Source organism: Candidatus Leptovillus gracilis, assembly GCA_016716065.1.
Classification (GTDB): domain Bacteria; phylum Chloroflexota; class Anaerolineae; order Promineifilales; family Promineifilaceae; genus Leptovillus; species Leptovillus gracilis.
Window position 1 is genome coordinate 173,699 of sequence record JADJXA010000005.1, and the last position, 25,182, is coordinate 198,880.

The 25,182-nt window shown below is 53.3% G+C and carries 18 protein-coding genes; 11 read left to right on the forward strand and 7 right to left on the reverse strand.

The window, feature by feature from the left end; translation table 11 throughout:
* The first annotated feature begins 36 nt into the window (after positions 1-36).
* Positions 37-1,218 carry a glycine C-acetyltransferase gene (locus IPM39_15500; GenBank protein ID MBK8987457.1) on the forward strand — a complete coding sequence of 394 codons (1,182 nt, stop codon included), beginning with the start codon at positions 37-39 and terminating at the stop codon, positions 1,216-1,218.
* A gap of 94 nt (positions 1,219-1,312) precedes the next feature.
* On the opposite strand, the gene IPM39_15505 is transcribed toward IPM39_15500, so the two are convergent.
* From IPM39_15505 to IPM39_15515, 3 genes are all read right to left on the reverse strand, one after another.
* Entirely contained in the window at positions 1,313-1,609 is a 297-nt protein-coding gene (locus IPM39_15505) for a hypothetical protein (protein MBK8987458.1), read from the reverse strand.
* A gap of 242 nt (positions 1,610-1,851) precedes the next feature.
* Positions 1,852-3,261, reverse strand: coding sequence for an MBL fold metallo-hydrolase (locus tag IPM39_15510; protein ID MBK8987459.1), 1,410 nt, complete (start codon positions 3,259-3,261; stop codon positions 1,852-1,854).
* 27 nt (positions 3,262-3,288) lie between these two features.
* Complete coding sequence (locus IPM39_15515) at positions 3,289-4,422, reverse strand: ribonuclease D (GenBank protein MBK8987460.1); 1,134 nt, start codon at positions 4,420-4,422, stop codon at positions 3,289-3,291.
* Between the two features lie 218 nt (positions 4,423-4,640).
* Between IPM39_15515 and IPM39_15520 the strand changes: the two genes are divergently transcribed.
* Positions 4,641-5,894: a response regulator gene (locus IPM39_15520; protein ID MBK8987461.1), complete on the forward strand. Its 1,254-nt coding sequence runs from the start codon at positions 4,641-4,643 to the stop codon at positions 5,892-5,894.
* A 9-nt stretch (positions 5,895-5,903) separates the two neighbouring features.
* On the opposite strand, the gene IPM39_15525 is transcribed toward IPM39_15520, so the two are convergent.
* The 4 genes from IPM39_15525 to IPM39_15540 form a co-directional block, all read right to left on the reverse strand.
* A complete protein-coding gene (locus tag IPM39_15525) occupies positions 5,904-6,854 on the reverse strand; it encodes an SDR family NAD(P)-dependent oxidoreductase (GenBank protein ID MBK8987462.1) in 951 nt (316 codons plus the stop codon).
* Entirely contained in the window at positions 6,851-8,596 is a 1,746-nt protein-coding gene (gene recJ / locus IPM39_15530; protein MBK8987463.1) for a single-stranded-DNA-specific exonuclease RecJ, read from the reverse strand. Before recJ ends, IPM39_15525 begins: the two co-directional genes overlap by 4 nt.
* 35 nt (positions 8,597-8,631) lie before the next feature.
* Positions 8,632-10,110: a GAF domain-containing sensor histidine kinase gene (locus IPM39_15535; protein ID MBK8987464.1), complete on the reverse strand. Its 1,479-nt coding sequence runs from the start codon at positions 10,108-10,110 to the stop codon at positions 8,632-8,634.
* A gap of 170 nt (positions 10,111-10,280) precedes the next feature.
* Complete coding sequence (locus IPM39_15540; GenBank protein MBK8987465.1) at positions 10,281-11,192, reverse strand: pseudouridine-5'-phosphate glycosidase; 912 nt, start codon at positions 11,190-11,192, stop codon at positions 10,281-10,283.
* 487 nt (positions 11,193-11,679) lie between these two features.
* Between IPM39_15540 and IPM39_15545 the strand changes: the two genes are divergently transcribed.
* The 9 genes from IPM39_15545 (at position 11,680) to IPM39_15585 (ending at position 25,140) form a co-directional block, all read left to right on the forward strand.
* On the forward strand, positions 11,680-11,979 hold the full coding sequence (locus IPM39_15545; GenBank protein MBK8987466.1) for an isoamylase early set domain-containing protein: 300 nt from the start codon (positions 11,680-11,682) through the stop codon (positions 11,977-11,979).
* A gap of 136 nt (positions 11,980-12,115) precedes the next feature.
* Positions 12,116-12,979: a transporter substrate-binding domain-containing protein gene (locus IPM39_15550; protein ID MBK8987467.1), complete on the forward strand. Its 864-nt coding sequence runs from the start codon at positions 12,116-12,118 to the stop codon at positions 12,977-12,979.
* Positions 12,980-13,246: 267 nt separating this feature from the next.
* Complete coding sequence (locus IPM39_15555) at positions 13,247-14,038, forward strand: amino acid ABC transporter permease (protein MBK8987468.1); 792 nt, start codon at positions 13,247-13,249, stop codon at positions 14,036-14,038.
* 1 nt (position 14,039) lies between these two features.
* Positions 14,040-14,780, forward strand: coding sequence for an amino acid ABC transporter ATP-binding protein (locus IPM39_15560; GenBank protein MBK8987469.1), 741 nt, complete (start codon positions 14,040-14,042; stop codon positions 14,778-14,780).
* A gap of 113 nt (positions 14,781-14,893) precedes the next feature.
* Complete coding sequence (locus tag IPM39_15565; protein MBK8987470.1) at positions 14,894-15,799, forward strand: hypothetical protein; 906 nt, start codon at positions 14,894-14,896, stop codon at positions 15,797-15,799.
* A gap of 105 nt (positions 15,800-15,904) precedes the next feature.
* Positions 15,905-17,581 carry a CHAT domain-containing protein gene (locus tag IPM39_15570; GenBank protein MBK8987471.1) on the forward strand — a complete coding sequence of 559 codons (1,677 nt, stop codon included), beginning with the start codon at positions 15,905-15,907 and terminating at the stop codon, positions 17,579-17,581.
* Between the two features lie 237 nt (positions 17,582-17,818).
* Positions 17,819-22,189 carry a CHAT domain-containing protein gene (locus tag IPM39_15575; protein MBK8987472.1) on the forward strand — a complete coding sequence of 1,457 codons (4,371 nt, stop codon included), beginning with the start codon at positions 17,819-17,821 and terminating at the stop codon, positions 22,187-22,189.
* A gap of 15 nt (positions 22,190-22,204) precedes the next feature.
* On the forward strand, positions 22,205-24,169 hold the full coding sequence (locus IPM39_15580) for a CHAT domain-containing protein (protein ID MBK8987473.1): 1,965 nt from the start codon (positions 22,205-22,207) through the stop codon (positions 24,167-24,169).
* Positions 24,154-25,140 carry a MoxR family ATPase gene (locus IPM39_15585; protein ID MBK8987474.1) on the forward strand — a complete coding sequence of 329 codons (987 nt, stop codon included), beginning with the start codon at positions 24,154-24,156 and terminating at the stop codon, positions 25,138-25,140. The genes IPM39_15580 and IPM39_15585 overlap by 16 nt, the downstream gene beginning before the upstream one ends.
* Positions 25,141-25,182 lie beyond the last annotated feature (42 nt).

Below are 25,182 nucleotides of genomic sequence, written 5' to 3' on the forward strand. Positions count from 1 at the left end.
ATCACGTATACTTCCCACACCCACAAAGGAGAAACCATGAGTAACCACCGAACCGATTGGATTTCTGACGAGATAGCCGGGCTAAAAGAGGCCGGTTTGTTTAACGTGATTCGTACCATAGACTCGCCGATGGATGCGCGGGTGGTGATAGACGGCCGTTACCTGCTCAACTTCTGCGCCAACAATTACCTGGGACTGGCAAACCACCCCCGCCTGCGCCACGCGGCGCAGCAGGCCATCGAAACTCACGGCATCGGTCCAGGCGCGGTGCGCAGCATTGCCGGAACCATGTCCTGGCATGTGGAATTGGAACGCCGCCTGGCCGAATTTAAACGAGCCGCCGCCTGCATCACCTTCCAGAGCGGTTTTGCCGCCAACATCGCCACCCTGCCAGCGCTGGTGGGGCGCGGCGACGTGATTTTTTCCGACGAATTGAACCACGCCAGCATTATTGATGGTTCGCGCCTCAGCCGGGCCGACGTGGTGCGCTACGCCCACAACGATGTGGACGATTTGCGCCGCAAAATAGAGGCAACCACCGAATACGGCCGTCGCCTCATCGTCACCGACGGCGTGTTTAGCATGGATGGCGATATCGCCCCGCTGGACAAAATCTGTGACGTAGCCAACGAGTATGACATCTTACTGATGGTAGACGACGCCCACGGCGAAGGTGTGTTGGGCGAAGGTGGGCGGGGCATTGTGGACCATTTTGGGCTGCACGGCCGTGTAGACGTAGAAGTTGGCACCCTGAGCAAAGCGTTTGGCGTAGTCGGCGGGTTGGTCGCCGGGCGACAAGAGATTATAGATTGGCTGCGACAGCGGGGACGGCCGTTCCTCTTCTCCAGCGCCATGACCGTGCCCGACGCCGCCGCCTGCCTGGAAGCCGTCAACGTCTTACAAGAATCCACCGCCCTGGTAGACAAACTATGGGCCAACGCCAAACTCTTCAAAGAAGCCATGCAATCCTTCGGCTTCGACACCGGCCACAGCCAAACCCCCATCGTGCCCATCATGCTGGGCGAAGCCAAACTAGCCCAGGCGTTCAGCCGCCGCCTCTTTGAAGAAGGCGTGTTCGCCATGGCTATTGGCTACCCCACCGTGCCCCAGGGCAAAGCGCGCATCCGCGTGATGAACTCCGCGGCCCACAGCCCCACCGACCTGGAAGAAGCGCTAGAAATCTTCCGGCGCGTCGGCAAAGAGATGGCGGTGATCTAACCACCAGCCTGACAGCCGCTGCCAGACAAACAAAACGCCGCCATTGAGTTTGCAACCCAATGGCGGCGTTTTTATCCTCATCAAAGAAGTACAGTTATTGTTTCAGCAGCCCATTGCCATTGGCGCTGTACCCATTGCTGCGCATCTGCAATTCGTCCAAAAAAGCCTGACGCAAATTCTGGTTGGTAATAAGCTTCTGGAAAAAAGCCGGATAATTCGCCCCAATATCCACACCCTTTAACACAGCCTGAACCACAATCAACAGCCACTCTGCATCTTCGTCGGTTAAAGCCGGCGCGTGCCAGCGCGAGCCAGGCAAAAGGGCTAAAAATTCATCGCCGGCTTCTGGCCAGACGTTGAGCGCCAACAGTTTCTGCCGTAGATCGGCCACATCAGCTTTAAGAGGAGCGTTGTGTTTGGATTGTCTTAAAACGGGGGTTAAAGCCGGGTCTATTATCATTTTGTCTGCCCTTTACCCAGAGATTGCTGCGGTAGTAAATTCAAATATCACCCCCTGAATGGTGGGGCATAGGTGTACTATAACAAACTTACCGGCGTAAAGGGGATAGGAATCTTGGACTATGTAAATCTCCAGGTTCCTGGCCATTGGGGAGCGCCAGGAACCTGGAGCCGCTAAAACGAAAAAGCTTGCCCTAATTCAGGCACAAAAACGTTGGGCAAACCCTGCTCCTGCTGCAAAGCGGCGGCAAACGAGAAAGACGCTTCTTCTTCGCCGTGGACGATGAAGGTGTGGTGAGGGCGCGTTTGCAGATGGCCGGTCCACTGGAGCAGTTCTTTGCGGTCGGCGTGGGCGCTGAAGCCGTTGATGGTCTCGACTTGCGCTTTAAGCTGGTATTCCTCGCCAAATATTTTCACCTGGGGCTGTCTTTCCACCAAGCGACGGCCGAGTGTGTTGGCTGCCTGCCAGCCGACGATGAGGATGGTGTTGCGCGGGTCTTCGACGTTGTTTTTCAGGTGATGCAAAATGCGACCAGCTTCGGCCATGCCGCTGGCGCTGATGATGATGGCCGGTTCACGCAAGAAGTTCAGCTCTTTGGATTCGCTTGTGGAACGGGTGTAGCGCATCATATCGAAACCAAAGGGGTCGTTGCCCCGACTAGAGAGCATAAACTGAGCGATTTCTTCATCATAGGCTTCCGGGTGCAAGCGGTAGATGCCGGTGGCGTCTATGGCTAATGGGCTGTCTACGTAAATGGGCAAATTGGGCGGGATGTCTCGCGATTGGACCAATTGGTGAAGCCGGTACACCAGCTCTTGGGTACGGCCGACGGCAAAAGCCGGTACGATGACTTTGCCGCCACGAGCATAGGTCTCGTTGATGATTCTTTCCAGTTTGTTGTTGGCTTCTTCCAGTTTAGCGTGTAGGCGGTTGCCGTAGGTGCTTTCGATGATGAGGACGTCGGCGCGATCCAGAAAGGTGGGGTCGCGCAAGATGGGGCGGTCTGGCCGGCCCAGGTCGCCGCTGAAAACCAGCCGCACATCTTGCCGACTTTTTTCATCTTCCACGTCTAACACGACGATGGCCGAGCCGAGGATATGCCCGGCGTCATAGAACGTAAGGCTAACGCCGGGAAAGAGGTTGTAGCGCCGTTCATAGCCAATGCCGATGAATTGTCTCAGGCTCTCGACAACATCTTCCAGATCATAATAGGGTTCGAGGGGCGGCTGGTTTTTGCGTTCGCGCTTTTTATTCAGGTATTCGAGATCCTGGCTTTGGATTTTGGCGCTGTCGCGCAGCATGATGGCGCACAGGTCGCGGGTGGCGTAGGTGCAGACAATATCGCCCCGGAAACCGTTTTTGACCAGATTAGGCACGTTGCCGCTGTGGTCTATGTGGGCGTGGGAGAGTACCAGCACATCCACACTGCTGGCGTCGTAGGGGAGGTGTTGGTTGCGCCGGTAGCTTTCCTGGCGCGAACCCTGGTATAGGCCGCAGTCGAGGAGAATTTTACGGCCGTTTACCGTAACAAGATGCTGCGAACCGGTGACTGTGCGCACTGCGCCATAAAATTGAATGTCCATAACATCCTCCCGAAACGCCAACAGGTTTTATTGTTTGTGATTGGTCAGCAGTTTAAGAATGTCACTGCCATAAGTCTGACAACGCCAGTGGCCCATCTCCGACAGTTGAGCCAATTCCTCCAGTGTGCGCGGGTTGCGCCGGGCAATCGCCCACAACGCCTCGCGGCTGAGAATGACGTCGGATTCCACGCCCCGTTTTTGGGCGCAATGTTTGCGCCAGTTATGCAATTTTTCGTAGCGGCACAAAATGTCTTCAGACGGACGCGACGGCCGTTTGGGTTGCTGTGGCGCCGGGGCAGCCTGATTCTCCGCCACAATTTGCAGCAGGGTTCGGCCATAGCGCTGAACCTGGCTGGCAGACATGCCGTACACCTGTGATAAATCACGGACATTTCGCGGTTTTTGCCGGGCTATTTCCAGCAGGGTGCGGTCGGAAAAAACTTTGAACAGCGGTTGGTTGCGGCGCTGCGCTTCCTGATCGCGATAAATGGTGAGGGCTTTTAGAATGGCGCGTTGTTCACCGCCCAGTTCATGGACGCCATGGATGGTCCAGAAACCATCGGGGTCAAAGTCGTGGTTGCCGGGTTGGACCCTGGTCTGGTCCAGGAAGATTTCCTGGGCTTCGGTCAGGCGGTTGGCGGCTGCCAGTTGGCTGCCCAGAAAATCACGCAGCTGCAGCAGGTGATGGGTATCGTGCTGGGCGTAAATGAGTTGGGCGGGGGTTAACGGCCGTTTACACCAGTTAGATTTTTGGTACTGTTTATCCAACTGCACATCGAACAGTTGGGTCAATAAGCTGGCTAATCCATACTGTTTGTAACCGAGGATGCGCGCCGCCCACATCGTATCAAACAGGTTATTCAGTTCCCAACTGTATTCCCGCTTCAAAAGAATCAGGTCATATTCAGCGGCGTGGAATACTTTTTCAACGGCCGTATCCACCAGCAGTTCACCCAACCCACTCAGGTCCAGTTTAGCCACCGGATCAATGATATAGTCGTGCGTCGGAATGGAAATCTGAATCAGGCACACCCGCTCCCGGTAGGCGTACATGCTGTTGGCTTCCAGATCAATGGAAAAACGAGGCTCTTGTTGAAGGGCGGCAAGGCACGCTTGCCAGGCGGTTGGTGTGGTAATCAGTTGGTGGGGTGGCAACGGCACAAACAATCTCCGTGTATTGCATTTGCTAGATTGATGATGGATGGCATGATCTACTGCAAAATTTACCATCCCAAAACTCAACTGCCATTATACCATTTGTGTCAAATAGGACGATTGGCAGCAAGGCGCGCTGCTGTTTGGCTTGTGTAATGGGCAAATTAAGAAAGACACGATACAAATAGAAGTCATGACTTTGGACAGAGACGGAAGGCCCGGCAATGAATAAGATGACCAGAGTGCTTTATATAGAAGACGACAACGACAGCCAGCGGCTGGTGTCGCGCGTATTGGGCAAGCTGGGTTACGAGGTGTTTTTGGCGGCCGATGGGCTGGAGGGGGTCACGATGGCCTGCGCTGTACGGCCGCAGTTGGTGTTAATGGACATCAACCTGCCCGGTTTAGACGGCCGTGCTGTTACCACCCGTCTGCGAAGTATGCCTCATCTGGAAAACATCCCCATCGTCGCCCTGACGGCCAACGCATCACCAGACAGCCGGGAATTGGCCCTGGCCGCCGGCTGCACCGGGTATCTGACCAAACCGATTGACGTTGATTTCTTGCCGGGACAGGTGGAGGCTTTCTTAAACGGCCGTCAACACACTCTAAACGACGACGCGCGCTGCCAGCAGCTTGAACGCCATGCTCAGGATATGGTGACACAATTAGAAGCCAAGCTGCGGGAATTGGAGGCCACCAATCAGCGCCTCTACCGACTGGATCGTTTGAAGAGTGATTTTATCACGCTGGCTTCGCATGAATTACGCACACCCCTCACCCTTGTGAATGGCTACGCCCAATTGTTAGAGATGCAGCTCCGACAGCTTCAAGAGGAAGATACGAATGGTCGGGTGGATTGGCAACGGCCGTTAACTTCGGCCGATAAACTAAACCGGGGCATGGCCCGTCTGGCCCAGGTGGTGGATGAAATTATTGCCATCTCGCGTGTCGCTACCAACCGGCTCGATTTAGCAGTACAAGCCGTCTCTCTGGCCGAGGTAGTAGATGGGGTGGTGACCGCCTTACAGACTGTGTGCCTGGAACGGGACCTCCAGGTTCACGTCAGCAGCCTGGAAAACCTGCCACCCATTCAGGGTGACCGTGAACATTTGCAAACGGCCGTCGCCAACGTCGTTGAGAACGCCATCAAATTTACACCAGACAGCCGTGCCATCCACATTTCCGGCCAGGCACAAGAAGATGCCGTCATCCTCAACATCCAGGATTCCGGCATTGGCATTGCCCCCGCAGACCAACCATACATTTTCGACAAGTTCTACGTTGTTGGCTCCATAGACCACCACTCCAGCAGCAAGTCGTCGTTTTTGGGTGGCGGCCTGGGCGTCGGATTGGCCCTGGCCAGAGGCATTATACAGGCGCATAACGGCCGTATCTGGGTAGAAAGCGTCGGTCAGGACTTCGACACCCTCCCCGGCAGCACCTTTCACATCCTTTTACCAATAGCCAATGGCTAATGGCCACAACTAATAGCTTATATACCATTCCCAAAACCGTTTCACCCCTTCGGCCACCGACACCTTTGGATCATAACCCAACAGCTGCCGCGCTTTGGTGATGTCGGCCTGGTTCAAAACAAAATCGGCCGCGTGTTTCGGTTTGTTAACCAGATTCGCCTTGGCGCCCGCCAGGGTCTCGATCATCGTCACAAAATCACGCAGCAGCGTTGGTTCGCCCCGCCCCAGGTTGATAATTTCGTAGCCCAATGGCCGGTCTAGGGCGGCCACCACGCCATCGGTCGTGTCATCCACGTAGGTCCAGTCACGGTACATTTGCCCACCATCATACAGGGGTACCTCCGTGCCTTTGGTCACGCTGTCGGCCAGCAGATAGGCCATCATATCCGGTCGGCCGCTGGGACCATACACCGTAAAGAAGCGCACCACTGTGAAGTTCAGCCCAAACAGGTGATGATACGAGTGCCCCAAAATTTCCGCGCCCCGTTTGGCGGCGGCATAGGGCTGCAAGACCCGGTCGCACGGGTCGGTTTCCACAAAGGGCACAACCTTACTGTTGCCGTAGACCGAGGAAGTAGAGGCAAACACAAAATTCCCTACTGTTTCAGCGGCCAACGCCGCGTCCATCAGGTTTTGTGTGCCGTTTAAGTCCACCTGCACATAAAGCGCCGGGTACTTAACGGCATTGCGCACCCCGGCCAGCGCCGCCAGGTGGGCCACCGCCTGGAACTTTTCCTCGGCAAAAATGGCGAACATCCGCTCCCGGTCGGTGATGTCGGCGGTGATCATTCTGAAATTGGCATATTGGGCCAGTTGTTGAGCACGGCCGTGTTTTCGTTCCGCGTCATAAACAATCGCGTTAAAGTTGTCCAGACCCACCACTTCATCGCCCCGCCGGGCCAATTTGGCTGCCAGATGGCTGCCGATAAAACCGGCCGCGCCGGTAACAAGCACCTTCATGTCACTATCTCCCCTTCGGCCCCAGCGGGGCGCATATCCTGGACCATCAGTTGGAGGCTGCGACGGCCGTTCCATTCATTGACCCCCACCGTGTACACCAGGTCCATAAACTGCGGCATCCGCGCCGCCCACGCCCCCTGCCGAAAGGCAATCGCCGCCACCTCCCGGTAGCTGCCCGACGGCCCCGGAGCGGCGACGCGCATTTGCAGATGAGAACCATCCTGCCCCACCACCCGATGGCTCAAAATTTCCACGTTACGGCTCATAAATACCGGGGTCGGATTCGCATATCCTGTCGGCTCCAGCGGCCTCAGGCTCTCATACAGCGCCCAATCCACCGCTTCCAGCTCGATTTCCGCATCCACCGTCAGCGTGGGGTACAAATCTAAACCGGCCAGTTTTGTTTCGGCCACGGCCGTCATCTGCCGGATGAATGGCTCCAGGTTTTCATTGCGAATGGTGAAACCGGCCGCCTGGGCATGGCCGCCATGCCGCACCAACAAATCGGCCACCCCATCCAGCGCTTCGGTAATATGAAATTCGGGGATAGAACGGCAGGACCCTCGGCTCTCTTCCTCGCCCATCTCCATGACAATGGCCGGGCGATAATGCACTTCGGCCAGGCGGCTGGCGACCAGCCCCACCACGCCAGAGACAAACCCAGCGTCGGCAGCAATGAGGATGGGGGCATCCGGTGTGATCAAGGCTTCCGCTTTGGTCGTCAATTCGGCCGTCAGCCGTTGGCGCTGCTGGTTCAATTCGTTTAGCTTGGCCGCAAGCTCGTTAGCCTGCGGCCGGTTGTTCACCGAAAGCAGTTTGGCGGCGGCGTAGGCGTGCGCCAGCCGCCCGGCGGCGTTGATGCGCGGCCCCAGGCCAAAAGCGATAGACTCGGCCGAAAGCTGGCCCGGCTTCAGGCGAGACACTTCGGCCAGAGCAGCGACACCGGGACGGCGCGCTTCATTCAGCACGGTTAACCCGGCAACAACAAGCTGCCGGTTCTCGCCCAACAGCGGGGCCAAATCGGCCACTGTGCCGATGGCGACCAGATCGAGCAGGTCGGTCTCGTTGAATTGGGCGCGTTCAGGCATGGCCTGGCGCAGCGCCTGGGCCAGTTTGTAGGCGATGCCCACACCGGCCAGCATGGTTTCGGGATATGGGGAAGACGGCCGTTTCGGATTAATCACCGCCACTGCTGGCGGCAGTTCCGGCCCCAGGCTGTGGTGGTCGGTAATGATCATGTCCAGGCCAATGGCCTGAGCGTGCCGCGCCTCGGCCACCGAACGAATGCCACAATCCACGCTGATGACCAGGTGGGCGGCGAATTCGCCTCTGATTTTGCTCAGGGCTTCTATATTCAGGCCATAACCTTCGTCTACGCGGTCGGGGATATACGGCCGGGCCTTTTCCCGATCCAGGCCACAACCACGCAGCGCCTCGGTCAGCAGCACAGTGGAGGTCACGCCATCAGCGTCGAAATCGCCATACACGACGATAGTCTCTTCATTTTCGATGGCCTGCTGGATGCGGGCCACCGCCTTGTCCATATCCATCAGCAAGAAGGGATCGGTGCTTTCCAGGTAACGGCGCTCAACAAAAGCCTGTAAATGGGCCGGGTCTATGATGCCCCGGTTGTAAAGTACCTGAAGCAGAGTAGGGTTGATGTGGCTGAGCTGCTGCTGAACAGCGGCTGGCACGGGTGGGGCTAACTGCCATCTGTTGGGTCGGATGTTGTCTGGTCTCATAATGGGCGAATGGTAACACGGATGGGGGCCTGGGGCTACCGGCGGGAGCCGGCGACAAAGGGACGGCCGTGTTTTTCCAGGGGCACAACCAGAGTAATTTTGGTTCCCTGTTTGGGAACAGACTCCACGCGCAAAGAGCCATTAATGCGCTCGGCGCGTTCACGCATGTTCACCATGCCCAGACTGCCGCGCGAACTATAGTCGCGGTTGACGTCTTGGGTATCAAAACCAACACCATCATCCTGAATCAGGGCGACAAACAGGTTGTCTTCTTTCCAGAAGCGCACTTCGATGTGGTTGGCCTGGGAATATTTGCGGGCGTTGCCCAGCGCTTCTTCAACGATAGAGAAGACCACACTCTGACCGGCGTCATCAAGCAGATCGGCGTATTCACCGCCATTAAACTGAATGTTCAGACCATCCGCTTCTCGCAGGCGGCTGATGACCGCTTCGATGGCCGCTTGCAGCCCTTGTGTTTCCAGGATTAACGGCCGTAACGTAAACAACATCCCCCGAATATCTTTCGAGGTCTGTTTAGCCAACTCTTCCACCTTCTGCAATTCCATAATCGCCTGGTCTGGATCGCGACTGACCAACGAACGAATAAAGTTGATGCGCATGGCGATGGCCGCAATGCTTTGGGTGGGACCATCATGTAAATCGCGGGCCAATTCTTTGCGCGCATTTTCGTTGGCGTCTATCAGGCGCTGCTTTTCAGCTTCTAATTCCTGGTAAAGGCGGGCATTCTGCAAAGAAATAACGGCCTGGTCGGCCACCGAAACGAACAGTTCATGATGCTCATCGTTGAGCTGCAAAGTGGCTTTGGAGGCGATCAGCATCGCGCCGAATATATTGAATCCGGCGCGCAGCGGGATACAGATTGCCATCTGGCAGTTTCTAAAGGCGATGAAGGTACGCACTTCTGGGTCTCGTTCCAGATTGTTGGAGACGACAATTTCCACATCGCGCAGGGCCTTGCCGACAATGCCCTTTTTGCCGGGAATATGCCGTTCCAGGTCACTGCCGGAAAAGCTGCGGGTGGGCACGGGGCGCAAGCTGTCTCCAGCGAACAAAAAGACGGTGCTGACCAGAGAATCGCGTGCTGCGCCAGAATCAAAGAGGGACTGGTTACAGACGTTGAGCGCTTCCTCGACAACTCGTTCAAAACTGAGGGTAGCCCGCATGATGGAAGCCAGCTCTTGCAACGACTTGAGCCGCTTGTTGGAGGCTTCCAGCGCATAGGTCTCGGTATGGACGATTTTATTAACGGCCGTATCCACCCGCTCACCAGACTGCGCCATGAAACTAAAAATAATGATGGTTACGCCCAAAAACAAGAGTGTGGTAACAGCCAGAGCAATCAACCAATTACTAAGCGTATTGCCCAACAGAACGCCGATAACCCCGTAAAAAGCAGCTACCAGGGCAAAAAAAGCAATCACCAACACGGTTAGCGAGAGCCATTGCAGGCGGCTAATTTCCTTTTTGATTAGTGCGGTCAGCTGCTCTTTCATGGATCTTTTGCCCACTGGAAACGGCGTTGAGACAAGGTATTATTTTGCCGCAGGCTTTTAGTACCATTCGATTATACCCAATGGCCTTAAAATAACGATAGGAATCAGGTGGGATAGGCCATAAGTCATGGGTGGGTGATGGGTTGCTGATGGGTTGCTAATCGAACTATTTATCGCTGTGCCAGGGCGGCAGCGATTTGCCCGGCCGTCCGGCCATTGTTGCGCAGTAATGCGGTGTTGGCGTTCATGCTGCGGCCGTCTGTCAGAACCACCACCCGGCTTAGCAGCCAGGGCGTAGCCGCCGGCCCATGAATGCCCAGGTCGTCGGCTTCACGGGTGGCCTGGGTGATGGCCGCTTCCATTTCATCCGGGTCGGCGGCGGCTTCGGCGGGTACGGGCACAGTCACCAGCAAACCGCTTTGCAGCCCCAACCAACGGCGCGCGGCAATCACCGCAGCGACGCTATCCGGGGTGTCCAGGCGAATGTCTACCGACAAGCCGCTGTGCCGCGTAAAAAAAGCGGGCATCTCGTCTGTGCCATAACCGATAACAGGGACGCCGTGTGTCTCTAGCACTTCGCGCGTGGCCGGTAAATCTAGAATGGATTTGGCGCCGCTGCTGACCACCGTGACCGGCGTGCGGCCCAGTTCAGCCAGATCGGCGCTCACGTCGAAGGGGTGGCCGCGATGGACACCGCCGATGCCGCCGGTGGCAAACAGCTCAATGCCCGCCAGATGCGCCAGGATCATCGTGCCAGCGACGGTGGTGGCCCCATCCTCAGCGCGTGCCAGGGCCAGGGGCAGGTCGCGGCGGCTGCATTTGCGCACATCTTGCCCGGCGCGCTGCCCCAGGTATTCGATCTGGTCGGCGCTGAGGCCAATATGGACCTGCCCACCAATGATGGCGATGGTGGCCGGGGTGGACCCACCTTCGCGCACGGCCGTTTCCATGGCGACGGCCGTTGCCACATTCTGTGGGTAAGGCAGTCCGTGGGTGATGACGGTGCTTTCCAAAGCGACGATGGGGCCGTTGGCCGCCAGAGCCGCAGCCACATCGGGGTGGTAGTGAAGATGTTCGGACATGGTTCAGTCACTTGTTCCTTTTGGGTTTCACTGCCCGGTAATAATGCCTTTTCTGAGCCGGACACGCAAGTAAAATGGGGGAAACGGCCGTGTCCAGATATTTGCCAGACCATTGCCGTTCAGACGCTCTATACAACTACGACCAGGGTAATTCTGCCAACTTACCTCTTGCCTGTCGCTAAATGCCAATTTACACTGTATTTATGCCCAACCTGAACAAACTGGCAGCGGTATTCAGAAGTCAGCGCTCAGTGTTCGGTTTTCAGTACGTGTTTTCCAGAGTTAACGCCGACTGAATACTGAATTACTGAATACTGATCCCAGTCTAGTCTTGCCATCGGCATAGAAGTGGATAAGATGATAGTCAGAGTTGCATTCTCAGGATAAAGTAAACTTGGACCTGACAGATTTTTGCCAGCCGTCAGGTCTTCATAAGTGGCGGGCGGCATCATGACCGTCATGGTTAACTTCAAAAAAGGAGAGAAAAATTATGTTAAGCAAGAATTATTCAAAAACAGGCTCGGTGTGCCGGGTCACGTTCAAGTTGCCGGCGGATGTGGGGGCAGAAACGGCCGTTATCGCAGGTGATTTTAATGGGTGGAGTACTGAAAGCCACCCAATGAAAAAGTTGAAGGATGGTAGTCTTAGCGTTGTGCTGTCCCTGACGCCGGGAAAAGCATACCGTTTCCGCTACCTGCTGGACGGAGACCGCTGGGAAAATGATTGGGAGGCCGACGCCTACCTGCCCAATTCTTACGGCGAAGACGATTCCGTTGTCCAGGTGTAAAACAGGATGTGGGCCGGTGGACTGGTAGGCAAATTTGACAAATAAAGTAGCCTATGAAAAAATGTGCATCATTGGAAAATAGCCCGTACATCCTTGTTCCACCATTAAATTAAGGCACTATGAAAGGAGAAAGAAGATGAAAAAGAAATGGACGTTAGCAATTGTTTCCTTGCTGCTGGTATTTTTATTGGCAGCCTGCGGCGGTGGCGCCAACACGGCCGAACCGGTTGCCCCAACACAACCGGCTGCCGAACAACCCGCCGCCAGCACCGGTCTGCCAGACCTGGGTGGCCGTGAAATCACCATCGCCGTCGAAAACGCCTACCTGCCCTTCAACTACATAGACCCCACCACCAAAGAACCGGCTGGTTGGGACTATGAAGTGTGGAACGAAATTTGCCGCCTGCTTAACTGCACGCCGGTCTACATCGAAGCTGGTTGGGAAGGCATGATCCAGGCCGTAGCCAACGGCCAGTACGACGCCGCCGCCGATGGCATCACCATCACCGAAGACCGCACCGAAATTGTGGATTTCTCCGAAGGTTACATCAACATCGAACAACGCCTGCTGGTGCGTGTGGATGAGACACGCATCAACAGCATTGACGATATCGTCGCCGACACCAGCCTGGTACTGGGCACGCAAACAGGGACGACGAATTATGAAACGGCCAAATCTTTCCTGCCCGAAAGCCGTATTCAAGCCTTCGAGCAGTTCCCCTTCGCCGTACAGGCCCTGCTGTCTGGCGACATAGACGCCGTGATCATTGACGAAGTGGCCGGACAAGGCTACCTGGGCGAAAACGCCGACAAATTGACATTGGTCGGCCCCTCCATGTCCAGTGACCAACTGGGCTTCATCTATCCCAAAGGCAGCGATCTGGTCGGGCCGGTTAACGCCGCCCTACAACTCTTGAAGAGCAACGGTTTCCTGCAAGCGGTGAACCTGCGCTTTTTTGGCCCCGACTTCGACATCACCTACGACGATTTAGAAGGATAGTGACAGTATTCCGTGTCCAGTGTTCAGTATTCAGTGTTCCGTCAACTGAACACTGAACGCTATTCTTAATGGGGAGCGCCAGGGTAATCCACTCTGGCGCTTCTTTGTTTTATGCACTTTTCAAGGTATTATTTTGTACTTCACGTAAGCAGCCCTAAGTTCCAACAGGAGATTTCATGCGTGTGACCTAACCCACCACCACGAATGAAAAGGTTTAGAGTTGTCAAATCTTAAAGATTTGACAACTCTATTTTCAAGGGAGACATAATGGCAGGTCCAGAAATTCAAATCCCGGATGCAACCTGGCGTGATAATTGGCGAGAGTTCCCGTGGTGGCTTTTCGCTATTTTTGGTTTTCTGATTATCATGGCCTTCTTGATTTTTACAGACCCGGAGATAAATGAAGCGTTTCTATTCATTATCCCTGGCATCCAGCTTACGTTGTCCATTACACTGGGGGGGTTTGCGCTGGCTATGGTTTTGGGCCTGCTGGCTGGATTAGGGCGGATTAGCAAAAACGCGCTGGTACGCAACATTGCCATCACCTACATCGAATTTATTCGCGGTGTGCCAACGCTGGTATTGGTTCTGACATTGGCGTTTGTGCTGGTTCCGGCCGTCAGCAATGCCCTGGGAATTGACATCCGCAATGTTTCGATGGTGGCGCGCGGCATTTTTGCCCTGGCAATTATCTATGGCGCATTCTTAGCCGAGATTTTCCGGGCGGGAATTGAATCTATCTCCCATGGGCAAATGGAAGCGTCTCGCTCTTTAGGGATGAATTATCGTCAGGCCATGCAGTATATTATTTTGCCACAGGCGATTCGTAATATTTCACCAGCGTTAGGCAACGATTTCATTGCCATGCTCAAAGATTCCTCGCTGATATCGGTGTTGGCAGTGCGCGAGCTGACCCAGCGCGCCCGTTTGTACGCCGGCAGCACCTTTCGCTTTCCAGAATCTTATTTGGTGCTGACGTTTTGTTATTTAGCCATGACAATCGCCCTGAGTCTGCTCTTGCGCTGGTACGAGCAGCGGTTGGGCAAGGATTCACGCTGAGATGGACGATGAAATCATTGTAGTAGACGGCCTGCATAAATACTTTGGGCACGTACAGGCAGTGAAGGGCGTAGACCTGCGGGTGCGGCGCGGTGAAGTGGTGATTGTTGTGGGGCCAAGTGGTTCTGGCAAAAGCACGGTGCTGCGCTGCATCAATCATCTGGAAGTGCCGACCGGTGGCGCGGTGTACATTGATGGCGTCCATTTAGAAGATAAGAAGACAAATATCAACGCGGTGCGGGCGGAAGTGGGTATGGTGTTTCAACAGTTTAATCTGTTTCCCCACCTCACGGTGCTGCAAAATGTGACCATTGCCCAAGAGAAGGTGCGTAAACGCAGCAAGAGCGAAGCCGAAGAGATTGCCATGGAGCAGCTGCAGCGGGTGGGCATCCCGGAAAAGGCGGGGGCATATCCGCGACAGTTGTCGGGCGGGCAGCAGCAGCGGGTGGCGATTGCCCGGTCGCTGGCGATGGAGCCGAAGATTATGCTGTTTGACGAACCGACGAGCGCCCTGGATCCAGAGATGATCAAGGAAGTGCTGGACGTGATGCTGGACCTGGCGAAGGGGGGCATGACGATGGTGGTGGTGACGCATGAGATGGGCTTTGCCAAGGCGGCGGCCGGCCGGGTGGTATTTATGGATGATGGGCAGATTGTGGAGGTTGGGCCGCCAGACCAGATTTTTAGCACGCCGACGCATGAGCGGACGAAGCTGTTTTTGAGTAAGATTTTGGCGCATTGATTGACAATGGAGTGGCGCTGATTAAGATACAGGTATTGTTGGGGAACGGCCGTTAGCCCCAGGTTTGCGCTGGATACGGCCGTTCTAAACATCTCAAGACCAGGAGGTAAAACATGATCGATGAAACACCAACTCCCCCCGATTTGACCGGTTCCGAAGCGACGCTAGATAAATTGTTTACCGAAGTGACCAAATGGGAAGGCACATTGGCCGGCGGCGAACACCTGGACGTTGGTGGTGAGGCGCTAGACAGTTTGCGTAAAACCAGAGTTTTGTTTGGCAATCCCCGCGCCAACCTGGTTGCCCTCACCCCCGACCAATTGCATGGTTCTGGTTTGGAATTAACCAGCATCCAAAAAGATCAGTTTGCCGGCAAATATGACTTTTATTACCTGACCATCACGGTTGACATGCAGCCCAGGCCCGGAGCGCACTTTAAATCGCTGACTTGTAAGCTCAGTTTTGGTCCCAAAGGTCAAGAAGAGCCGATTGTGCAATCTATTTTCCCGCAAACAAATTGGAAGAGCGTGATGGAGTGGGGCGGTGGCATGACTTTAGGGTTGGACGCCGACCTGAAATGGAAGGTAGGTGTTGATGCCACCAAACTTTCTGAGCTATCTGGACAGATGCCGGAATTGAAAGCCAACCTGGAAAACAAGAATGAGATGAAATCTCACATCGTCTTGCGTGATTTTTCTTATGACCTGGGCCGGTTTGAAATTGCCGCCTTCGGTGAAGATAACTCCGAGTGTTACTGGTATATCCAAAATGCTGACCTACAAAAAGTGTTGACGGTTAAATTTGGCGTCGTGTTCAAAGTGCCCAAAGGCACAAAATCGGTCACGTTGGAAGGATTGGCCTGGGCCGAACCGAGTATGCACTGGTTGATAGAGCATGTGCGTAACGTGTTTGCCGATCTATCCGAAAAACTACAAAATCTGCTGCGCCGCCGCGAAGATGCCAGCAAAGATCTGTCGCGCGGGGCGCGGGAAATGTGGACGTTGGAACTGCCGGGGTAACGGCCGTTTTCCACACTTGAGACTGGAGACTGGAGACTAAAGATTGATGCAGTTTCCAGTCTCCAGTCTCCAATCTCCACCTATCTTCACAGGACACAGTCGCCCATGAGTGAGTATTACACCTACCGTATCCGCCTCAATACCGATAACTTCGTGCGCGTGGAAAAACGCAGCCCGGCCGGCGCCGTTCTCGGTGAACCATCCGGTCAGTTCCGCTACACCGGCGATCTGAAAGCCACCATTGACAGGCTGACCCAAAAAGCCTACGCCAACGAGCTAAAAGACGACGAACCGATCAAGCAGTTGGGTGAAGCATTGTTTGAAGCGTTGTTTGACGATGTTTTGCGCAACGATTTTGTCTCGCTTTACAACACGGCCGTTCACCAGGAAAGCAGCCTGCTCCGCCTGGAATTGGACATTAACGAAGCGCTGATGCCGGCCGTGGCCGCCTTGCCGTGGGAGTTTTTGCGCCTGCCACTTAAGGCCAACCTGGGTACGCTCTGGTTGGGCAGCGCCCCCGACGTTATTTTTTCCCGGCGGCGGCAGCAGTGGTTCATGCCCCGGCCGATTCAACTGAGCGCCAACGAAAAGCTCCGCATTGCGCTGGCAGTGGCCGCGCCGGCCGATCTGGGCAAAGTTGAATACGAAAAGGTTGTGGCCGGGCTGAAAAAGCTGGTGGAAAGCCAGCCCGACAAGTTTGACCTGCTGCCCGTCGTCACCGATGCTGATGCCGACAAGATTGACCAACTCCTGGCGCAAAATCCGCACATTTTCCATTTCATCGGCCACGGCCGTTTACCCGCCGGCGACCACACCGAAGGCCAGATTGCTCTGGTGGACGGGATATTCGGTGAAGCCTACTGGGTAGACGCCGACTTTTTCAGCGACTTGCTCAACACCCACCGGCCCGGCGTGGTTGTCTTGCAGGCGTGCGAAGGCGGGATGCTGTCGGCGTCGCAGGCATTTGTGGGCGTGGCCTCGCGCATTGTGCAGCAAAACATTCCGGTGGTGGTGGCGATGCAGTATGAGGTGTCCAACACCACGGCCGTGCGCTTCGCCGTCAAGTTTTACCAAAATCTGGCCGAAGGCTACCCGGTGGACTGGGCGGCGCAAAACGGCCGCCGCGCCATCGCCCTCAACACCCAATACAAATCCCGCGACTTTGCCACCCCTGTCCTGTTTATGCGCGTGGCCGATGGGCAGTTGTTCACCCGGCCGTCCAGCAATTCACAGGGCAGCCCCATGGCCGTTACTCCCGTTGCCGGTGACACAATTGGCGGTCCCCAGGCGCCAGTCCCGCTTACCGCCGAGGCGGCTTCCCTGCCCAAACTCATCGCCGACAAGTTTGATTTAGAGGGAATCCGCACCCTCTGCGAGGCGGTGGGCGTAGACTTTGAGGATTTGGGTTCGCCCAGCAAGACGGCCAAAGCCCAGGACTTATTTGGTAAAGCTGAGCGCATCTATCGTCTGGATGCGCTGGCAAAAGCAATGGTCACAACAACTCCCGGTCTGCTTCCCCACATCAAGGCTAATTTGTACGTCTTTATGGAACGGCTGAAGTCCCGCGAGCTAACGAGCGTATGTCAGGAGTTAAGGCTGGATTGTGTGGCCCTCAAGCTCGATTCGGCCGGACTGCTGGGCTATGAAGCCAACAAATACATTCGCACCGAGCGCACGAAGGGGTTGCAGGATTTTATGGTGAGCAACGGCCGTTACCCCGAACTCGTTCAGGCCGTCAAAAAATACCTCCCCTCAGTAGACTTCACGCTTTTCGAGATGTAATCTTTGAAAACACTATGGCCAGGTGAGTTGTATGTCCGATAACGCACAAGATTTTATCGATTACATTATTGAAGTATCTATACAATAAGTGTCAAAGTTTGTGTTGGAGGCAATGAAAAAAACCCCCCTTATCGCTTAGACTTCAGTAAAGTCCGAGAGAAAAAGCTAGACGGCTACACTGAAAAAGCCAGAAGTGGAACGCTTAAATCTGATGAAGTAAAAGATTTCGGAGCAGAGTTGTTCAAGACTCTCTTTGATGATGCTCATGAAAGAGACTTTAGCTTAACTCACTCCACTGAGAAAAACAGAAAGATCATTCTTTTGCAGTTAAGGATAGATGAGCAAGCTTTGCCAAAGCTAGCCGCTTATCCGTGGGAGTTTATGCGCATTCCCACAAAACCGGGCAACTCAATTATTTGGGTTGCTGTTGACGAAGGAATTGCTTTTTCTAGACGTCGAATCTATGTTTTTGGACAAAAGCCTATTACCCGAGAAAACAAACAGGCGCTTCGCGTGGCTTTGGTCGTGTCGCTCCCGAAACCTACTGGGGAAGATAAACTAGGCCCTATCGCATATGATGAAGTTTTAAACTCTTTGAGAACGCTAGACGGTGAGGGAAAAATCAAACTACTGGGCGTTGTTGGTATAGCTGGAATTCAAGCCAAGCCCGACAAAATCAATGAGATCAATCGTTTGAAACCGGATATATGGCACTTTATTGGCCACGGTCGATTGGTTCCGAAGAAGGATGAGAAAGGAAACGACATAGAAGTTGGGGAAATTGCCTTAGTCGATGAGATAGATGAAAGCCCTTTTTGGGTTGACGCAGACTATGTTTGCAATATTTTATCTCGCAGAACAGGTTTGGTGATATTACAAGCCTGCGAAAGTGGCGCGTTATCCCAAAAGCACCCTTTTGTCGGGGTAGCTGCCACTATATCGCAACAGAATGTGCCAGCCGTGGTGGCCATGCAGTATGAAGTCTCCAACTCTACAGCGAAGCGATTTATAGAAGGATTTTATAAAAGTTTTATTGAAGATTATTATGTTGATCGGGCAGTGCAGCGTGGACGTCACCAAATTACGCTTGGACCGACGAGGTTCAACAAGCGAGATTTTGCCACGCCAGTTGTGTTTCTTTCTGTGGACAATGGTAAAGTATTCCATTTTGAGGAATTGCCATCATCTCAATCGCTTTCATCGCCTCAACAATTACCAAAACCTATAATACCAAGAGAAGATGATTTTTCACAAATTGATATGACTGGTCGTTTTCCTAACGTGCACTACGTAGAACGTAGAAATTTGTTCCGAGAGCTGGAATCGCGCATTTTAGGTACATCTTCAGTCATTGTGCTTTCAGGTCCGGGCGGTAATGGGAAGACAACTTTAGCCAGGGAATTGTGCAAAAGCCAACGGACAAAAGAACATTTTACCGGCGGCATTTTATGGATTGAACTTGATCAAAGGGCAGATAGTGTACTCGATGGGCTGAAAATATTAATCAGTCAACTGAAAGGCCAGGAAATCAAAGATGTTACCGAGGATATAGAAAAAGCTCCAAATACGCTGGCCGATTTATGGCTTAGTACCCGGTTAAAAGATCGAAGGGTTCTTTTGTTTATTGATAATGCGCAGGATGAAAACCAGATCCGTCCATTTTTGCGGGGAGGGGAAAATGTTGTTCGTCTTGTAACAACCCGCAACAGAACATTAGCAAACAGATTGCATAATGCTGATGAAATAAGCATTGACCAAATGGAGAATAAAGAAGCGGAAGACCTACTATGTCTAGGACTGGATCGGCGGCAAATTGATAAAAATAGAGCTGGAATTCAGGATTTGGTTAACCAATTAGAATATTGGCCATTAGCAATAGAAATCCTGAATAGAGTCTTGAAGGATCGCGTTAATGTCTATAAACAACCCTTAACTGACACATTAGAAAATGTGCGAACTCAAATCAACGCAGCAGGCCTAATTTCAGTCGATAGGGATCACATTATCTCTACGTCAATAGAGGTTAGTTTAGATTGGTTAGGTGCCAAAAAATTTAAACAAAAACCAGAAGAGCGATTCAAAGAATTGGCTGTTTTTCCTAAAAATGCAGATGTTCCTTTAGAAACCCTTCAAAAATTGTGGCACACAACGGGGGGGCTTGAGGCATCAGATATTGATAATGTTTGCCAGACTCTCTTTGAGTCATCATTGATTGTAGAGCTTAATTTTGGTCAAAAGCACATTCGCTTGCATGATGTTGTTCAAGATTATTTGGTACAAAATATAGGCAGCCCTAAAAATCTACACGCCCAATTTCTCAATTCTTTCGGAGAACAGGATTGGTCAAATATACCTGTCGATGATCGCTACTTATGGAAACATTTATTTCATCATCTTAAAGAGGCAAACCATAATGAGGAGATTATAGCTACTGCTACCAACTTACAGTATCTGGCAACTAAGATTTTGAGAGCTGGCGCGTTAGCTGTAGAAGCTGACTTGAATGTGGCAAAGGAAATAGCGGCCAACGAATCAGAATTCCTCCAACAAAGGAAGCTTCTGGAATATTTAACGCAGGGTATTTCTCAGTATGGTCATATTTTGGCAAGCTGTAACCGCCCAGAAGATGTGTTAGCTACTTTGTATAGCCGATTTCCAGATGATATGAGGAAATCATGGAGTAATCTCCAAGTCCCATACTTATCACCGTGGCACCCTTTGCCGGACATCTCACATCCCGCTTTGATTCGTACGTTTCAGACAGAACGATTCCCTGACTTAGTGGATGTGGATTCTGGTATGTATTGTGCGATTAATTCTAACGGAGAAGTTGTGGTTGCTGCTGCCAGATATGGAGATGTCGTCGTATGGGACGCCACTCTTGGGATTGAAAAACATTCGTTCAATCTAAATGAAGACGTGTCAATCCCCAAAGGAGACATTGGAGCCAATCCATTGATCAACGATTGCGCGATTAATGACGCCGGTGATTTGATAATCATTGCGTATGGTAATGTCCTGATATTAAAAGACAATAACAGTGGCAAAACCAGGCAAGTTTTGTTACCTCAAGCTGGAGTAGTGAATGCGTGTAATTTTATCAGCGGTGGTCATTTAATTGTTACTATTGCCGGGGAGACATGCATAAAAACCTGGCAGCTAAATGAAGATTCTGGCCATTTTGAAGAAAAGAAATCGGTAAAACTGCCTGAAATAAATGTCAAGTCTTGCGCCGTTTCGCCGGATGGTAAGTTTGTATTGCTTGGATTAATTAACAGCCTGAAATTGTTTGATTCTAATGATCTAACCGAAAAGGATACATTTTGGGGTCAAAAAGAAAAAGAAGACGAAGACATATTATTTCTTGACTGTTGTCTGAGCAACAATGCGAGAAACGTTGTTGCAGTGCTAAGCGATGGAACTATTAAAACTTGGCAATGGGACGAATCGATAATAAGCCATGAAAGTTTCCAAGGTCACGAAGATGCCGTTTTGAGCTGTGCTTTAAATCGTGACGGGACAAAGTTGGTTTCAACTTCACGGGACACTCGCGTTAAGATTTGGGATTTAGAGCAACTTGGTGAAGGGGTGGTTTATGAAGGGCACACGGATTCAGTAAATAAATGCGCAATCAGCGATAATGGGTTGATCGCATCTGTATCTGGAGGTGGAGAACGAAGAACAAAGTTGTGGCGCAGCGATATCAATGAAATACCTGTTCATGGAACCAAGCAAGAACGAATTCGTGCGAACAACTGTGTAATAAATGCTGACAGGAAATTTGTTGCTGTTGCTACACATAGGGGTTCTGTGACTATTCTAGACACACAGACTGGCGATAAACTGTTCTCTCTTGGCAAATCAGATGATCCCATCAAGGGTTGTACAATCAGTCACGATGGTGAGTTCATCATTTCAGCCTCGTTCGATCGCCGGTTACAAACATGGAATATTGGGGCGCGAACAGGGGGAAACACTTATTTTCATGACGGACCGACAAATGCTTGTATGTTAAGTAATGACAACTCTTTTATGGTGTCGGCTTCGTCTGATCGTACGCTTAGGATTTGGGCGGTCAGTAAAGATGGTCAGGGGCAGGTCACATTAACAGAGAGCATTCCGCCGTTAAAAGGACACGAAGGAGCAGTCAATAGCTGTTTTATTAGCCCAGACGATACGTTCATAGTGTCAGCTTCCCAAGACAAACGGTTAGGAATTTGGGAATCGAAAACGGGAAACCATGTCAAGTGGCTTATCGGGCATGAAGGGGTCGTGTATGCCTGCACGGTCGGTAAAAACTTTATTGCTTCGGCCTCAGCGGACAAAACGTTAAAGATTTGGGATGCAAAAAGTTACAAGTTAAGAAAAACACTAGGTGGAGAACACAAAGAAAGAGTCAATGGTTGTGCCTTTAGTCACGATGAGCGTTTGTTGGCATCTGTATCTTCTGATCGAACTCTTAGAGTTTGGCAGGTTGATTCGGGCGAATGTTTGTGTGCTATTGCTGTAGATGGCGCTTTATATGATTGCAAATGGTTTCTAGATAACGAATCAATAGTTGCAGTTGGTTCTGGCGGCACTTATTTTTTTCGTTTTAATGAACAGTAGTTTTTTTCGAATTTTATGTCCGAGGACCACTACACCCTCCGCATCTATCTCACCGATTACGATGATCTGGTGCGCGTGCAGTTGTTTGACCCCGCCTACCAACTCCTGAAAGAACCCGGCGGAAAATTCCGCTATGCCCAGCTTCGCGCCGAAATCGAGGCGCTGAATCAAGTGGCGCGGGACTTGCAGTTAACGGCCGTGCAAGTCAAATCCCTCGGCGAAACCCTCTTCAACGCCCTGTTCGACGACGTATTGCGTGTGGCGCTGGTTGATTATTGCAACCAATTCATTCACGCCGAGAAAAAGCGGCTGCGGCTGGAACTGGACATCAACGAAGAAAAAATGCCCGACGTCGCCGCCCTCCCCTGGGAGTTCATGCGCCTGCCCACAGAAGCCAATCTGGGCACGCTCTGGCTGGCGACCGCACCCGACCTGGTTTTTTCACGCTATCGCTGGCTCACCCACGTGCCGTCACCTATCAACTTGCGCCAGGACGAAAAACTGCGCCTGGCGCTGGTCGTCGCCAATCCGTCCGATAATTTGCCGGGACCGGTGGCTTACGAAGAAGTGGCCGACAATCTGGCCAAGCTGGTCGCCAGCCAGCCCGCGCAGTTTGAACTGCTGCCCATCGTGCTAAACGCCAACGCGCTGGCGATTGATGACCTCTTGAGCCAGTCGCCGCACATATTGCACTTCATTGGCCACGGCCGTATGCAAACTATTCACGGCCGTCTTACCGGTCAGGTGGGGCTGATAGACGACCTGGGCGGCATAGACTGGGTGGATGAGGACGTATTTAGCGATTTGCTCAACACCCACCGGCCTGGCGTCGTCTTTCTTCAGGCGTGCGAGAGCAGCGCCTTCGACGGCGTCCAGGCTTACACTGGTGTCGCGGCGCGGGTTGTCGGGCAAAACATCCCCGTCGTCGTCGCCATGCAGTACAAAGTCACCAACAGCGCCGCCACGCGCTTTGCTCTGCGATTTTACCAGCAATTGGCCGCCGGCGATCCGGTAGATCGCGCCGCGCAATACGGCCGTCGTGTCCTCGGTCTGCAAAAAGCCTACGCCACCCACGACTTCGCCACCCCCGTCCTCTACATGCGCGTCCGCGACGGCCGTCTCTTCCAACGTCGCCTCACCAACACCACCCCGCCCCTCGCCATCCAAAACGAGCAAAAACTGCGCGACGCCCTCTGGCAGCTTAATTTCAGCCAGCAGCGCAACAAATTCCTCGACCTGCTAGACAAACCGCGCATTGGCGCCTTCCTCATCAGCGGCCCCGGCGACGAATGCGGCCAGCGCTGGCTGCTCAACCGCCTGGTGCAAAACGAGCTCGAAGACGCCTATGAAGCCAACATCACCGACCGCTGCCAGACGCTTCGCGCCAGCTTCAGCGGCGTCCTCAGCCCCACGCTGGATCGCCTCTGGCGACAGTTGCGCAAACAACTGCCCGACGTAGACGGTTACGCCGCCACCCCCGATGACATCCTGACCAGTCTGGCCGCCACCTGGCAAGAACGCGACGTGGTCATCATCCTGGAAGAGGTTGGCAATCCCGGCCCGGATTTCCCGGAGAAGCTGTTGCAGGAATTCTGGCAGCCATTGGTGCAAAAATTAGCGCCCTCCGGCAGCGCGCAAAACTGGTTCCTGCTGGTGCTGGTAGACAACAAGGGCGTCATGCCCGCCCCGGTCGCCGAGCAGCCGGGCGACGCGAGCAATCCCCTCAAACTGATCTGGCTGCCCTCGTTGTCGCCCCAAATGCCCCGCCAGGAATTGCTCGACTGGCTGCGTGATGGTCGAACGCGCCGCGTTGTGTTACAACCGGCTCAGACCAAATTACACGTCGCCACCGTCAACGACGTCCTCGACGCGCTGTTGGACGAAACCGACAATGGCGTTACCGATTATGTGATTGAGGAATTGTGCCGCCTGTGCGATTACGAATGGAGCGCGCTCCAAAAGAAATGGTTGAAACTATGACGACGTTACAATACGAAGGCAAAAAGCGATTACGGAAAATGGTCAACGGCCGTGAAATCCTGGTCGAACCCTACATCCCGCACCAACACTTAATTGAAGCGGTGAACGTGGCGATTGATCTGGAACGGCCGTTGCTCCTCAAAGGCGAACCCGGCTGCGGCAAAACCAAACTCGCCAAAGCCGTCGCCGACGAACTGGACCTGCCCTACTTCGAGTGGCCGGTCAAATCTACCAGCCGCGCCCAGGACGGCCTTTACACCTACGACACCATCGGCCGCCTGCGCGACGCCCAACTGGCCGCCAACCCCAATCTCAGCGCCGCCGAGCGCCAGCGCATCACCGAAAAATTCGAGAATCCCCGCCAATACATTCTCTGGGGGCCGATGGGCGAAGCCTTTCGCAGCGAAAAACGCGCCGTCTTGCTCATTGACGAAATAGACAAGGCCGACATAGACTTCCCCAACGATTTGCTGCACGAACTGGAAGAGAAAAAATTTGCCGTGCAAGAGCTGTCGGCCATCGGCCAGAACGACGCCCAAAACAGCTTCGACAAAGGCGGCAATCTGGTGCAGGCGCAGCAGCCACCCATCATCTTCATCACCAGCAACGCCGAAAAAGAGCTGCCGGCCGCTTTTCTGCGCCGCTGTCTCTTCTATTACATCACCTTCCCCAACGCGCCGCGCCTGCGCGAAATCGTCAGCCTGCACCTGGGATTGAACGCGGAAGATGCGTTTCTGGTAACGGCCGTAGACAAATTTCTGGCCCTGCGCACGACCATGGAAAACGACAAAAGTGGCAAAAAAGTCTCCACCAGTGAACTGATAGACTGGATCAAAATCATGAAGCTGCGCTACCACGCGCAGGGACAATGGCCCACCCTCACCGACGAATTGCTCTTCCCCAGCGTCCTGCTCAAAACCCTCACCGATTACACCCGCTACGCGCCGCGGGAAACCGAAGCGGGGGAATAATTGTCAATTGCCAATGGTCAATGGTCAACGGCTAAATCTGTG